We start from the raw sequence: 12859 nt of genomic DNA on the forward strand, positions 1-12859 counted from the left end.
TTTCGGGAGTACCTGCTATTAGTGCGTCTGCTCTTGCACCATGCAGTCAGATGGCAGAGGTGGGCAAAACAGTGACCTCTTGCTTCCGAGATAGTTCACTTGTGGCCTTCAGAACAGCCCTTGTTATACGGACCTTGCCACTGCCACAGGTTTCTTGAGGGTCAGTACCGTCAACTCGGGCCGGCACAGGAAGCGTATGGGAAGATGGCTCATACCCATCCCGGCGTTGACGTAGAAGAACGTATCGCCCAGCTTGAACAGCCCTCGCGCGAAACGTGTGCCATACCGCGAAGGGACACGCACGGCACCGACAAATGGGAGGCGGACCTGCCCTCCATGGGTGTGGCCGGCAAGGACCAGTCTTGCGGCAGGACGCTCCGCCAGCTCCTCGAACGCCTCTGGAGCATGTGTCAGCACCAGCGCGAATGCGGTGTCGGGGACTCCCTTGAAGCTGGCATCCAGATCGGCATGCCCGAAGTACGGATCGTCTGTCCCGACAAGCCACATGCGGTCGCCGCCTCGACGCAGGACCACATTCTGATTCGCAAGAACTCGAATGCCGGTCTCCGCCTGGAGGCGCTCGTGCCACGCCGCAATGCTCCGTTTTGTCGGAAAAGCTCGATGGTCCCAGTTTCCAGGCACGACAACCACGGGCGCGCCAGCGGCAGCCCGCAGCTCAGCCAGGAACGCGAGGCATGCCGATGTCTCCTCTGAGCGATCGACCAAGTCACCCGTGATGACGACAAGATGAGGACGTTCCCTGCGGATGACGTCAATTGCCGTGCGATAAGCCCGCGAAATGTGGTGGAGGTGCAGGTCCGACAACTGCACGATCTTCAGGCCGTCGAAGCCTGTCGGTAACCACGGAGACGCGATCGTCAACCGAGTGACATCCAACTGAAACGGCTCCCGCAGGAAACCGTCAACCACTGCGGCACCTGCGATCGCTCCAAGAACGGTCGCAGCTGCCTTGAACACTGTCTCTCTGCTCATGCCTTGTCTTCCTCCCGTAAGGACATCCCGAAGCATTGTCTGCCCTCACCACAAGAGAGTATATGAACTTGTGACCTGACGTCACCCCGAGAACACTCTGGTTGCCCCGACAACGCAAAAAAGGCGCCGGGAAACCCGGCGCCTTGCGTCACGTGCTGTGGCTAATCTCTTAGATCTCTTCCAGTAGACTCTGGAAGGTGTCGTGGTGCCCTTCCTCATCCCCCAGGATCTCGGTGAAGAGGTGTGCCGTCGTGAGGTCTCCCTCCTTGGTGGCCAAGGCAATGATCTCCTTGTACATCTTGACCGTTTTCTCCTCGTCCTTCTTGTCGGTGGTCAGCATCTCCTTGAGTGACGACCCTACGGCGATGGGTTCAGGCTTCGTCGTCGGAGTCCCTCCGAGGTAGAAGAGCCGTTCGGCAATTGCCTCGGCGTGTTTCATCTCCTCGATGCCTATCTTCTCGAACTCATCTTTGACTGCGAAGTGCTTCACGCCCTTCCACTGCACGTGCTGCCACATGTACTGGAGCGAGACCTGCAGTTCGCCGGCAATCGCGTCATTCAGCATGCCGAGCAGTTTCTTGGATGCCATCGTTACCCCTTTCGGCAGCTCGCCGGATGCCTTCCAGGCACCTCGGTGCCGCCTGCCAGTAGACCGCCTCCTAGCCGGCAGTCCACTCCTGAGTCTGAATGTGACCAGTGTCTCTGTCTGTTTTACATCTTGTCAGACTATACCACACAACGCGGGATCATGTCAACCCGGGTGGGTATACAAAAAGGGCAGAGCACTGCCGCTCTGCCCTGAACCGTACAATGAAGTGAACTGCTAGTCCATAGAGAGGATGACGCCGTCCTGAACAAGGATCGAGGTCGAGCCGATTTTCTGAAACAGATTGTCTCCGACTTTGACTTCGACTGTTCCTTCAAGGGCACCCTGAACGTAGACGGAACCGAGCTCCAGTTTGGACACCTCGGCCTTCTTGGCCTCGAGATCCATGACCATCTGCTCCTGCTTTGCCTTCTCGTCCTGCAGCTGCGCCTTGACGAGATCATCATACTGACCGCCCACGCCGCCACGAAGGATAACCTGCGACAGTGAGGATTTCAGTTTCTCAAGATTCTGTTTCGCCCCAGTATGCGCTCCGTCCAGCTCCTTGAGGTAGCTGTCCTTGAACTGCTGGGTCACGACCGTCTTGATAAGAACGTTCTGTTTCATCCAAACGCTGGTTGCCATTGATTCTATTGCTCCTCTTCCAGGCCACCCTCGGCCTGTTCGTCGTTCATGCTGTCGATTTGGACTGTGGCGCTTTTGCCAGTCTTGGCAGAAGCCGCTCTGATGATGGTACGAATTGCCTGGGCCGTATGACCCTGTTTTCCGATGACTTTGCCAGTGTCCTTCTGGCCAACCTTGATCTCGTAGACCACGGCCTGCTCTCCGGCGATCTCATTGATAACCACTTCTTCGGGGCTATCCACCAGAGCCTTGACGATGGTTTCGACCAACTGCTTCATCGGGTATCTCCTGATGTACGCAGAGCCGGTTTACTTCGCGGCCTTGCTTGCAACGAATCTCTGCCAGATACCGTTGTGCTTGAGGAGGTTGCGCACGGAATCAGTTGGCTGCGCGCCAAGTCCGAGCCAGTAAGCAACACGCTCTTCGCTGACCTCGATCTTTGGCTCCTTGGGCTTGGGATCATAGTAGCCGAGCGTCTCAATGACCGCGCCATTGGTCGGTTTCTTACGGTCGAGCACGACAAAACGATAGTGAGCCTGATGCTTGGTTCCAGTCCTTGCGAGCTTGATGCTTACCATGTTTCCTCCTGTTGCGTATCTGCAAGTATCAGAATCCGGGCAAGCCAAAGCCCCCGGCATGCTTGTTGTTAGCCATCTTCGCCATGCGGCTGAACAACTCGAACTGCTTGAGCATTCTGTTGATTTCGCTGACATCCACGCCTGCGCCACGAGCGACACGACGCTTACGGGACGCGTTCAAGATGGCAGGACTGCGTCTTTCGGTGTCGGTCATAGAGTCAATGATGGCCGTGAATCTCTTTGCAACGCCCTCGTCGGCAACAGTCCCCTTCGGGACCATGTTGGCGGGAAGACTCTCAAGCATCTTATTTATACCACCAACTTGACCTATTTCAAGCAGCTGATCGCGGAGGTCGTAAAGGTCGAACTTCCCCGTTTGGACTCTCTTGGCGACGCCTGCTGCCTTCGCCTTGGACTCGGCGTTATCGTACCGCTTCAGCAGTCCCTCGATATCGCCGTAACCGACGATACGCGCCGCATGCCTCTCTGGCACAAAGTAGTCGAGGTCCTGTAAATGCTCTCCGACTCCGATATATTTGATAGGTTTGCCAATGGCCTCTTTGAAAGATAACACTGCACCGCCCTGTGCGGGTGAATCGAACTTCGTGAAGATCGCCCCGGTAAGCGGCGCAACCTTGTTAAAGCTCTGCGAAAGCGGTATGGCTTTTGATCCGATCATCGAATCGAGAACAATCAGCGTTTCGTCAGGGTGATACAACGCAGTAACCGTCTGCAGTTCATCCATGAGTTCGGTGTCGAAATCATGGCGCCCCTGCGTGTCCAGAAGCTGAACATCCAGGGATTTCTCCCGGGCAAATCGATCAGCACCGTGAACCAGATCCACCAGACTCCCAGCATGTTCGCTGTAGAACTCGACCCCTGCGTCAGCCGCCAGCTTCTGTAGTTGCTGGTAAGCAGCCGGTCGGCCGTAGTCTCCAGGAATGAGAAGAGGGTAGTGGCCTTCCTTCTTGAGGAGAAGAGCCAGCTTGCCCAGTGTCGTCGTCTTGCCAGACCCCTGAAGGCCCACAAGCATGACCCGATACGGGATGTGCGTTATGGCAATGCCTTTGCCGCCCTGTCCTCCAAGTGCCTGCGTCAGCTGTTCGTAGAGGACCTTGACCACTTGGTCACCGGGCGTGATACTCTTGAGGACTTTCTCCTCCAGGCATGCCTCACGCGTCTGTGCGATAAACAACTTGACAACTCGGTAGTCGACGTCGGCGCCAAGCAGACCCAGCTTGACCTCGGCAAGCGCTGCATCAATGTCTCCCTGCGACAGCAGACCCTTGCGGCGCAGTCCATCGAAGACCCCACCAAGCGCTTTCTTTACGGATTCGAACACTCGATATACCTACAGCTCGTGGCTGTTGCGGTTGATCAGCTTCTCGAACAGCATCTTCAGCTGTTCAAGGGTCTGTTCACCTTCCGTGTTGTGTGACTGTTCGCAGCACTGGTCAAGTTTGGACATAATCTTCCGGAACATCACAACGTTCTTCTTGTAGTTGGCGATAAGTTGCAATTTGTTCTCGCAGCGCCTCATGCGTCCAAGTGAGCGACGGATGTGGTCATGGACGGCCTGCCGCGAAATCCGCAATTTGCGGGCGACCTCGGCGCCGGAGTAGTTCGGCTGGATGTACAGCTCCAGAACTCCGAGCTCCTTCTTGGTGAGCAGTCCAGAGTAGAACTCAAGCAACTCGCCGATCTCTTCCTTGCGCTTGATCTTCTTCTCGTGACCAGGAGTGATGTACACCTTTTCCTTCGCCTTACTCTGCATAGTTCAGCTCCTTATCGGCATGTGACGGAATAATTACGTTTTCGTTGCTATTAATGCTTACTCCGACAGCAATATCATGTTCACAATATCGTCTTTGTCAAATGGTTTTATGCTCATAAGTGTTTCACCATTGCAGACCAGCTTTATCGGGATGCGCAGTTCACGCGCAATGCTCACGATACTGCCACCTTTCGCGCCGGAGTCGATCTTCGTGAGGATAATGCCCGAGATCGGGATCGCCTCACTGAATGCGCGGGCTTGCATGAGTGCATTCTCCCCGGTCGTCGCGTCGATGACCAGCAACGTCTCTGACAACGGCAGCCCGAACTTTGTCTCAATGACCCGAACAACTTTCTGCAGTTCGGACGTAAGGTTCTTTTTGTTTTCGAGGCGACCCGCCGTATCAATCACGACGACGTCCACCTTGTCTGCTACGGCTTTCTGAAGTCCGTTGAACACGACACTGGACGGGTCCTGGCCCTCCACCGAGCGCATCATTGGGACGCCAACGCGGTCAGCAAGGATAGCAAGCTGGTCTACCGCCCCAGCGCGAAAGGTGTCGGCGGCGATCAGCAGGACCGTGCGGTTCTGCTGCTTGAGCATGTTTGCCAGCTTGGCGATTGAAGAGGTCTTGCCTGCACCGTTGACCCCTGTAACGAGGACGACGGCAGGTGAACCCGTTGTGTGCAGCGTGCTGTCCAAGTCAAGCACGGCACTCAGCTTTCCACGGATGCGCTCAATAACCTGTTCTGCCGTGGGACGGCCTAACAGTCCACCCCTTCGCACTTCCTGCAGGATACCTATCGTCGTGTCGACGTCGATGCCGGCGTCGATAAAAAGTTCCTCCAGGGCATCGAAATCTGCCGCCTCGCGGCGAGCGCCCCCGACCTGCTGCGGTATAGTCTGTGCGGCGCCTGACACCGATTCCTGTGCTTTGGCTCCGATTTCATGTGCCTCGACCGGAGATTCCTCCTCCACCGGAGTGTCCCCACCAAAGAGTTGCTTGACACGCGACAGGAAGCTCACTGACCGGACTCCCCTCGATGCGGGTGCTCGGAAACGAAAGCCTCAAGGGCCGCACGAGCAGCGTCCTCTTCGGCCTTCTTCTTGGATGACCCACGGCCTTCGCCATACAGAACGCTGCCGACATGCACCAGCGACGTAAATACGTCCGATCCATCCTCGCCGCGCGCGACCTCCGTATCGTACGACGGCAGCAGGCGTATGCTCCGCTGCGTCTCTTCCTGCAGGGCAGTCTTGTGGTCCAGGACCGCACCGTTGTGCAGGTCGCCTATTGCCTTGTGGAATACGATGGTCACAAACTTCTCGGCCGCGTGCATGCCACTATCGAAGTATATGGCAGCCACAAGAGCCTCGAAGCCGTCCGCAAGAATGGCGGGCTTGCGTTCGTCGCGCAGCTTGTCCTCGCCCTTGCCCAGCAACAGATACCTATCAAGCCCAAGATCCAGCGCACGCGTATAGATGCCCTGCTCTTTGACCAGTGCGGCGCGCATCTTGGACAAATCGCCCTCCCGGGCGTCCGGAAATTCCAGGAACAACAGTTTGGCAACGATGAAGTTCACGACACCGTCGCCTACAAATTCGAGCTTCTCGTTCGACGTGTAGCTGTGGTGCTCGCTGGCGAATGAGCTGTGCGTGAGAGCGACGACCAGATAGCGGAGATTCTTGAATGGCACCGGGAGCGTCTTGTTGAATTCCTCGGTCCGCTCCATCACAAGGGCGCCGGTGAAGTCCTCCTTCGGAACGACGATCCGATGAATAGCAGTCCTGCGACTTCGATTCAAGTTATCTGTCATTTCCAGAGCGCCTCCAGCTTCGTCACAAGGCCTTCGTCGCTGACATTCCTGGCGACACGAATGGCGTGATAGATGGCCACGGCGTCGGACCTGCCATGACAGACGATGCTGATACCCTTGACTCCCAGCAGTGGGACGCCGCCGTACTGGCTGTAGTCGAGTTTCTGCTTGACGAGTCGCAGATTGCTGTGAGCCAGCGCACCACCGACCTTGCCCTTGATGGAGCTGCCGAGCGCCGTTTTCATCAAGTCAAACAGTGTTTCTGCCGTACTCTCCATGGTCTTTATGAAAATGTTGCCAGTAAACCCATCGCTGACCACGACATCCGCAGCATGTCGAAAAGCCTCTTTCGGTTCTACGTTCCCTATAAACCCAGGGCTTCTGGCTGCCAGAAGCTTGTGCGTCTCGATCACCTGGCGGGACCCCTTCTCGGCTTCCTCGCCGATGTTGAGCAGGCCAACCGTCGGCGTCTCCTTGCCCGTGATGAGGCGATAGTAAACTTGGCCCATGCGCGCAAACTGCAGGATATTCTCCGGAGCACAATCGGCAACCGCACCAGTATCTATGAAGTAGAATGGTCCATCGGAGACCGACGGAACGGCCGTGATAAGGCCGGGGCGAAGGACGCCACGAATACGGCCGAGGACAAAGATGGAGATTGCCATCTGTGCGCCGGTACTGCCGGCGGAGACGATTGCCTGGCACTTGTTCTCTGCGACCAGCTGGATAGCCCGATACAGCGACGAGTCCTTGCGCGTCCTCAATACTTCGGATGGGTGATCATGAAACGTAATGACCTGGGTCGTCGGGACCACTTCGTACGAAAAGGGCTGACCCTGACCGTACTGGGACAACTCAAGATTGATGGCGACCTGGTCGCCCACGAAGACGACTGTGACACCAAACTCGCGGGCAGCTTCTACAGCACCCTTGATAATCTCATGGGGGGCATAATCGCCCCCCATGGCATCGACTGCAACTTTCATACGTTAGGCAGCAGGCTTTCCCTTCTTCTCTTCCTGTTTGACCACGAGCTTGCCATCGTAATACCCACAGTACGGGCAAATGTGATGCGAACGGATAGGCTTGTTGCAGTGCCCACAAAGGACAAGAGGGCTATGATTGTTCCTGAAACGCATCTTGACCTTGCTGTATCTATTGCCCTTCCTGCTGGGGGTTATCTTCTTCTTTGGATTTGCCATTCAACTTCCTCCTGATCGAGAGTCACTGAACTACAATATTAACGATTTTTCCCTTGATTGCAACGACACGCTTGACAATGTGTCCGGCCGTATACTTGACAACGTAATCCTGAGCGAGCGCCAAGCTTCCCAGTTCCTCGTCGGTCGAGTCGGAAGAAACCATCATCGAGCCACGCACCTTCCCATTCACCTGCACTGCAACTTCTACTTCGTTCTGGACAAGCTTGCTCTCGTCCCAGGCGGGCCAGGGCTGTCTGTGAATGCTCTCTTCGCAACCGTACTCCTGCCAGAGTTCCTCTGTCATGTGGGGAGCGAAAGGGGCCAGGACGACAAGCAACTGCCGCATCGCGGTTTGCCACTCGACTGTCGACAGCATGGTCTCGTCGTTCCGTACGGTCTCGGACAAAAAGTTGAAGTATTCCATGAACGCGGCCACTGCAGTGTTGAATTTGAACTTCTCGATGTCCTCGGTGATCTTTTTGGTCAGCTTGTTGATCTGCAGTTCGAGCTTTGGGACCAAGACGTTCGTCAGGTCCCCCCGTGATACCTCGATGGTACGCTGGGCGAGCTCCCACAGACGCTTCACAAAGCGGTGTGCGCCCGAGATGCCTTCCTTGGACCAGGCGACCTCCTGCTCAAACGGTGCCATGAACAATTCAAACAAGCGCAAGGTATCGGCACCGTATTGCTCGACAACCTCGTCGGGAGTAATGACGTTATGCTTGCTCTTGCTCATCCTCTGCCCATCGTAGGACAGCAGCATTCCCTGGTTCATGAGGCGAGCGAACGGCTCTGTGAACCCAACAAGGCCTTCGTCGTACATGACCTTGGTCCAGAACCGGGAATACAGCAGATGCATGACCGCATGTTCCGCACCACCAACGTACAGGTCGACAGGAAGCCAGTAGTCTATGGTCGCCCTGTCGAAGGGTGCCTTGTCATTGTGAGGACTGGTATACCGCAGCTCGTACCACGAGGAACAGGCGAAGCCATCCATTGTATCCGTCTCCCGCCGAGCTGGTCCTCCGCACACAGGGCATGTCGTTTCGACCCATTCCTTGATGCCGGCCAGGGGCGACTCGCCCGTTCCACTTGGCTCATATTTCTCGACATCCGGCAACACAACTGGCAGTTGGCTCTCAGGAACGGGGACCGTCCCACATGTCGGACAATGTATCATGGGTATTGGAGCTCCCCAGTAGCGCTGGCGGCTGATGAGCCAATCACGCATATGGTAGTTGGTCTGCGCCTTTGCGAATCCTTTTGCTTCACCGTCTGCAACCATTACCGCGAACGCAGCCTCCGTCGTCAGACCGTCGAAGCGGCCAGACTGCACCAGCGTGCCATGCTCGGAATATGTATTATTCCAAGCCGCTCCTTCATATACGACACCCGGCCATCCGATGACCTGGCGGATCGGGATGCCATATCTCGTGGCAAACGCGAAGTCACGGCTGTCATGAGCTGGTACAGCCATGATTGCGCCCGTGCCATAGCCCATGAGCACATAGTCGGCAATCCAGACTGGGACCTTCTCACCAGAGAATGGGTTGACCGCGTAGGCCCCCGTGAAGACCCCCGTCTTTTCCATGTCCGTCGACATGCGGTCGATCTCCGTCTTGGTCTTGCTGGCCGCGACATATGCATCGACCTCGGCATGCTGTTCGCCCGCAACGATCTCATGGATCAGAGGATGTTCAGGAGCCAGCACAAGGAACGTGGCCCCCATGATTGTATCCAGACGGGTTGTGAAGATGGCTACCGGATGCTTCGAACCATCGCCGGCTGAGACGATGTCAAAGATGACCTCGGCACCAACCGACTTGCCGATCCAGTTACGCTGCATGATCTTGATACGCTCGGGCCAGTCCACCGTATCAAGGTCATCGGCCAGACGATCGGCGTAGTCGGTGATCCTGAAGAACCACTGTTTCAGCTTCTTCTTCTCCACAGGAGTTCCACAGCGCCAGCACTTGCCATCCTTTACCTGTTCATTGGCCAGGACAGTCTTGCAGCTGGGGCACCACCACTGCTCCGACTCCTTCTCATAGGCAAGGCCCCGTTTGTACAGAAGCAGGAAGAACCACTGAGTCCATCGATAGTATTCGGGATCGGATGAGTTGATCTCTCGCTCCCAGTCATACGAGGTCCCAAGGAGTTTGAGTTGCCGCTTGAAGTTGGTTGTGTTCTTGAGAGTGATCTCCCGTGGATTCTTCTTCAGCCTGATAGCCTCGTTCTCGGCGGGGAGCCCAAATGCGTCCCATCCCATGGGGTGCAGGACATTGAAGCCCTTCATGCGGTAGAAGCGGCTGATGACGTCGGTGGGGATATAGTTGCGGCAATGGCCGACATGCAGGCCGTCTCCCGATGGATAGGGGAAGTAATCCAGACAGAAAAGCTTCGGTTTGACGGAGTTCTCTTCTGTCCGATAGGCCTTCTCAGCCTCCCAGAGGTTCTGCCACTTCGGTTCGATGCTATGGAAGTCGTATTCTCTCATTGGTCACTCCAATTGTGAATGCCTTGGTGCCTGGCACAACGATGTTCACATTTCATGGGTCAGGGTTGCAGCCTCTCCATATCGCGCGGGAACAAGGCGGCTTCACGCAGGTTCGTGAGCCCGGTCAGCTGCATGATGAAGCGCTCCAATCCAATCGCAAAGCCGCCGTGAGGTGGCATTCCGAAGCGGAATGTCTCGAGGTAGGCCGCCACGGCTTCCTGTGTCATACCACGAGATTCCAGAGCTCTGGCATAGTCCTCGAACTTGTTGAGACGTTGACCACCGGTGACCAGCTCAGTTCCCCGGAACAGAAGGTCGAATGAGTTGGAGTACTTGGGGTCGTCCGGGTTCGGCGCCGTGTAGAAGGGGCGCTTCACCATCGGATACCCGGTAACGAACAGGAAATCGGACTGGAAGGTCTCCTTCGCCCACTCGCCCAGCCACTTCTCGTGCTGAGGAGCAAGATCCGGTTCCCCACGGCAGTCCTCGCCATGATGCTCGAAAATCCACTGCTGTGCATCCGGGAAGTAGACGTGTGGAAAAGTCTCGGGCACCAGCGGCATCTCGACCTTGAGAAGCTCCAGCTCCTTGACACAGTGCATCGTGAGGTAGGAGAGGATCCCCCTGATGACGTCGGTGAGAAGAGCCATGACCGTTGTATGGTCTTTGATGAATCCCATCTCGGCGTCCATGCTGACGTACTCGTTGAGGTGACGGACGGTCTGATGAGGCTCGGCCCTGAAGACAGGCGCCACCTCGTACACGCGTTCGAAGACACCGACCATCATCTGCTTGTAAAACTGGGGGCTCTGTGCCAGAAAGGCCTGTTTCCCGAAGTACTCGATCGCGAAGACAGTAGCACCGGACTCAGAAGCCGTGCCGGTGATCTTGGGCGTCGCCACTTCGGTGAACCCCTTACCATCAAGGACCTCCCGGAAACCGTGGGCGACCGCGGCGCTCAGTTTGAAGACAGCCTGTTTGGAAGGCGCCCTGAGACCGACCATGGCATGGTCGAGGAACGTATCCAGATGCGCGTTGATGACTGGCTTGTTGATAGGAAACGGCAACGCTTCGGTGACAGGAGACAACACCGTGAAGGAAGGGTCGTGAACTTCGTACCCGCCGGCGGCCTGTGGTTCTGCGACCACCATGCCCTCGACCTGGATAACGCTCTCGACAAGCAGTCCATCGATGGACGCCACTGCCTCGGGAGCCTCCACAACGATCTGACAGATGCCAGAGCGATCGCGCAGGTGAACAAATACCATCCCACTTCCAAGCTTGCGGATGCGGTGCATCCACCCCGCCATCATGATGCGTTCACCTGCATGAGAAGATAGTTCGCTACTCAGCACACGTTCCATGTCAACCTCCACATATGACAATGGCCGCTCTCAGGGCAATCGCCCAGGACCGGCCCTCGATAACTATATAAGGTTACTTCCTGACTGTCTTCCTGTCAACAGGGAACTGCTGATGAATCGACATGGGCAGGTCAGTGTGCACCCAGATACCACTGAATCTGATCATCGTGAACGAGAGCAAACGGGCGTTCAGTTCCACGTTCCAGTCCGGAACACACGTCTCGTTCCCATTTGTCGAGAAACCTGCTGTCGATCTTGCGTCTGGTAAGCATGGTCGACCTCCATCATATTGCCCCACACGTTATAGCCCTCGGACCAGAGATCCGCAACCCTTGGCGGCACTTGACCCGTTCTGCGCCACGACTATCCTGAGACTAGGATTGTGTGCATCCCCCTTCTTCGCGCACGTGGCAGGATATGTGCCATTCGACAAAGTCAAGGAGAGTTCAGGAGCTGCGAATGGAACAAACATGCACAAGACCGGCACCGGCAGAGCGGAGTGTTACTGGTATGGCCAAACGTGGCACGGAAACAGGAAAAAGGGGAGACCGTGACTGACAAGGAAATCCGTTCCGGCGAGGCTGCCATGGCGCAGAAGCAGGCGGATGAGGCATTGCGGGAGAACGAACGCCAGTTCCGGGCGCTGTTCGAGCAAGCCGCAATCGGCGTGGCCAAGGTCGAGACCGCGACCGGGCAATTTGTCCTCGTCAACCAGCGATATGCAGATATCGTCGGATACTCCCGTGAGGAACTGCTCTCGCTAGACTTCCAGACGATCACCTACCCCGACGACAGACTAACTGACTCGCTCAACATGAAGCGTCTTGCCTCTGGACAAGTACGTGAGTTCACGACCGAGAAGCGCTACCGTCGCAAGGACGGTACGCAGGTGTGGGCGAACCTGACCGTCTCGGCGCTGTGGAATCCCGGAGAGCCCGCGACTTACCACATGGCTATGATCGTGGACATCACGGAGCGCAAGCGGGTGGAAGAGGCAGAGGCGTTGCGCGAGAGTGAGGAGCGCTACCGTACAATCTATGATCAATCGCCCATTGCCATTGAACTCTATGATGCTGCTGGCACATTGGTACACGCCAACCCTGCGGGTCTGAACCTGTTTGGCATAAAGGATGTACAGGCAATCCGAGGTTTCCCCCTCTTTGCTGACCCGAATATCGACGATGAGCAGAAGGAGAAGCTGCATCAGGGAGAGGCAGTACGATACCAGGGACCTCTTGACTTCGAAAGAGTGAAGACCCTGAACCTTTATCCTACCACCCGGGAAGGGATCATCTGGCTGGATGTGCTCATCACCCCGCTGGGAAATCGTGCGGATTCGATCTCAGGGTTCCTTATGCAGGTCCAGGATATCACCGAGCACAAGCAGGCGGAGGAGGCACTGC

General features: G+C 56.3%; 15 protein-coding genes. 1 reads left to right on the forward strand and 14 read right to left on the reverse strand.

Going from position 1 to position 12859, the window contains the following annotated elements; all coding sequences use genetic code 11:
- Positions 1-123: 123 nt before the first annotated feature.
- From SMC3_RS02190 to SMC3_RS09345, 14 genes are all read right to left on the reverse strand, one after another.
- The gene (locus SMC3_RS02190; RefSeq protein ID WP_165846514.1) at positions 124-993 is read right to left on the reverse strand and encodes a metallophosphoesterase; all 870 of its coding nucleotides are present in this window, start codon (positions 991-993) and stop codon (positions 124-126) included.
- A 169-nt stretch (positions 994-1162) separates the two neighbouring features.
- Positions 1163-1582, reverse strand: a complete 420-nt coding sequence (locus SMC3_RS02195; RefSeq protein ID WP_119087059.1) for a ferritin-like domain-containing protein — start codon at positions 1580-1582, stop codon at positions 1163-1165.
- A gap of 234 nt (positions 1583-1816) precedes the next feature.
- Entirely contained in the window at positions 1817-2224 is a 408-nt protein-coding gene (locus tag SMC3_RS02200; RefSeq protein WP_119087060.1) for a YlqD family protein, read from the reverse strand.
- A 5-nt stretch (positions 2225-2229) separates the two neighbouring features.
- Positions 2230-2502, reverse strand: a complete 273-nt coding sequence (locus tag SMC3_RS02205; protein WP_119087061.1) for a KH domain-containing protein — start codon at positions 2500-2502, stop codon at positions 2230-2232.
- A 30-nt stretch (positions 2503-2532) separates the two neighbouring features.
- Positions 2533-2802: a 30S ribosomal protein S16 gene (rpsP, locus tag SMC3_RS02210; protein ID WP_119085215.1), complete on the reverse strand. Its 270-nt coding sequence runs from the start codon at positions 2800-2802 to the stop codon at positions 2533-2535.
- 28 nt (positions 2803-2830) lie between these two features.
- Positions 2831-4144 carry a signal recognition particle protein gene (locus tag SMC3_RS02215; RefSeq protein ID WP_119087062.1) on the reverse strand — a complete coding sequence of 438 codons (1314 nt, stop codon included), beginning with the start codon at positions 4142-4144 and terminating at the stop codon, positions 2831-2833.
- A 9-nt stretch (positions 4145-4153) separates the two neighbouring features.
- Positions 4154-4576 carry a hypothetical protein gene (locus tag SMC3_RS02220; RefSeq protein ID WP_119087063.1) on the reverse strand — a complete coding sequence of 141 codons (423 nt, stop codon included), beginning with the start codon at positions 4574-4576 and terminating at the stop codon, positions 4154-4156.
- A gap of 57 nt (positions 4577-4633) precedes the next feature.
- Positions 4634-5602, reverse strand: a complete 969-nt coding sequence (ftsY, locus tag SMC3_RS02225; RefSeq protein ID WP_119087064.1) for a signal recognition particle-docking protein FtsY — start codon at positions 5600-5602, stop codon at positions 4634-4636.
- A complete protein-coding gene (rnc, locus tag SMC3_RS02230) occupies positions 5599-6393 on the reverse strand; it encodes a ribonuclease III (protein ID WP_119087065.1) in 795 nt (264 codons plus the stop codon). The genes ftsY and rnc overlap by 4 nt, the downstream gene beginning before the upstream one ends.
- Positions 6390-7379, reverse strand: a complete 990-nt coding sequence (gene plsX / locus SMC3_RS02235) for a phosphate acyltransferase PlsX (RefSeq protein WP_119087066.1) — start codon at positions 7377-7379, stop codon at positions 6390-6392. Before plsX ends, rnc begins: the two co-directional genes overlap by 4 nt.
- Positions 7380-7382: 3 nt before the next feature.
- Positions 7383-7595 carry a 50S ribosomal protein L32 gene (rpmF, locus tag SMC3_RS02240; RefSeq protein WP_119087067.1) on the reverse strand — a complete coding sequence of 71 codons (213 nt, stop codon included), beginning with the start codon at positions 7593-7595 and terminating at the stop codon, positions 7383-7385.
- Positions 7596-7617: 22 nt separating this feature from the next.
- On the reverse strand, positions 7618-10092 hold the full coding sequence (leuS, locus tag SMC3_RS02245; protein WP_119087068.1) for a leucine--tRNA ligase: 2475 nt from the start codon (positions 10090-10092) through the stop codon (positions 7618-7620).
- Positions 10093-10151: 59 nt separating this feature from the next.
- Complete coding sequence (gene aspS / locus SMC3_RS02250) at positions 10152-11456, reverse strand: aspartate--tRNA(Asn) ligase (protein WP_119087069.1); 1305 nt, start codon at positions 11454-11456, stop codon at positions 10152-10154.
- 131 nt (positions 11457-11587) lie between these two features.
- A complete protein-coding gene (locus SMC3_RS09345) occupies positions 11588-11728 on the reverse strand; it encodes a hypothetical protein (protein ID WP_165846515.1) in 141 nt (46 codons plus the stop codon).
- Positions 11729-12006: 278 nt separating this feature from the next.
- On the opposite strand from SMC3_RS09345, the gene SMC3_RS02255 reads away from it, so the two are divergent.
- A partial coding sequence (locus SMC3_RS02255; protein ID WP_126850771.1) for a PAS domain-containing protein occupies positions 12007-12859 on the forward strand: 853 nt, incomplete at its 3' end.

It is taken from the genome of Candidatus Cryosericum hinesii (assembly GCF_003570985.1).
In the GTDB taxonomy this organism is placed as follows: domain Bacteria; phylum Caldisericota; class Caldisericia; order Cryosericales; family Cryosericaceae; genus Cryosericum; species Cryosericum hinesii.

Coding starts and splice junctions, on each gene's coding strand:
- rpmF (WP_119087067.1), bottom strand. CDS start 7,595: ATGGCAAATCCAAAGAAGAAGATAACCCCCAGCAGGAAGGGCAATAGA.
- rpsP (WP_119085215.1), bottom strand. CDS start 2,802: ATGGTAAGCATCAAGCTCGCAAGGACTGGAACCAAGCATCAGGCTCAC.
- SMC3_RS02195 (WP_119087059.1), bottom strand. CDS start 1,582: ATGGCATCCAAGAAACTGCTCGGCATGCTGAATGACGCGATTGCCGGC.
- rnc (WP_119087065.1), bottom strand. CDS start 6,393: ATGACAGATAACTTGAATCGAAGTCGCAGGACTGCTATTCATCGGATC.
- aspS (WP_119087069.1), bottom strand. CDS start 11,456: ATGGAACGTGTGCTGAGTAGCGAACTATCTTCTCATGCAGGTGAACGC.
- SMC3_RS02190 (WP_165846514.1), bottom strand. CDS start 993: ATGAGCAGAGAGACAGTGTTCAAGGCAGCTGCGACCGTTCTTGGAGCG.
- SMC3_RS09345 (WP_165846515.1), bottom strand. CDS start 11,728: ATGCTTACCAGACGCAAGATCGACAGCAGGTTTCTCGACAAATGGGAA.
- SMC3_RS02205 (WP_119087061.1), bottom strand. CDS start 2,502: ATGAAGCAGTTGGTCGAAACCATCGTCAAGGCTCTGGTGGATAGCCCC.
- plsX (WP_119087066.1), bottom strand. CDS start 7,379: ATGAAAGTTGCAGTCGATGCCATGGGGGGCGATTATGCCCCCCATGAG.
- SMC3_RS02200 (WP_119087060.1), bottom strand. CDS start 2,224: ATGGCAACCAGCGTTTGGATGAAACAGAACGTTCTTATCAAGACGGTC.
- SMC3_RS02220 (WP_119087063.1), bottom strand. CDS start 4,576: ATGCAGAGTAAGGCGAAGGAAAAGGTGTACATCACTCCTGGTCACGAG.
- leuS (WP_119087068.1), bottom strand. CDS start 10,092: ATGAGAGAATACGACTTCCATAGCATCGAACCGAAGTGGCAGAACCTC.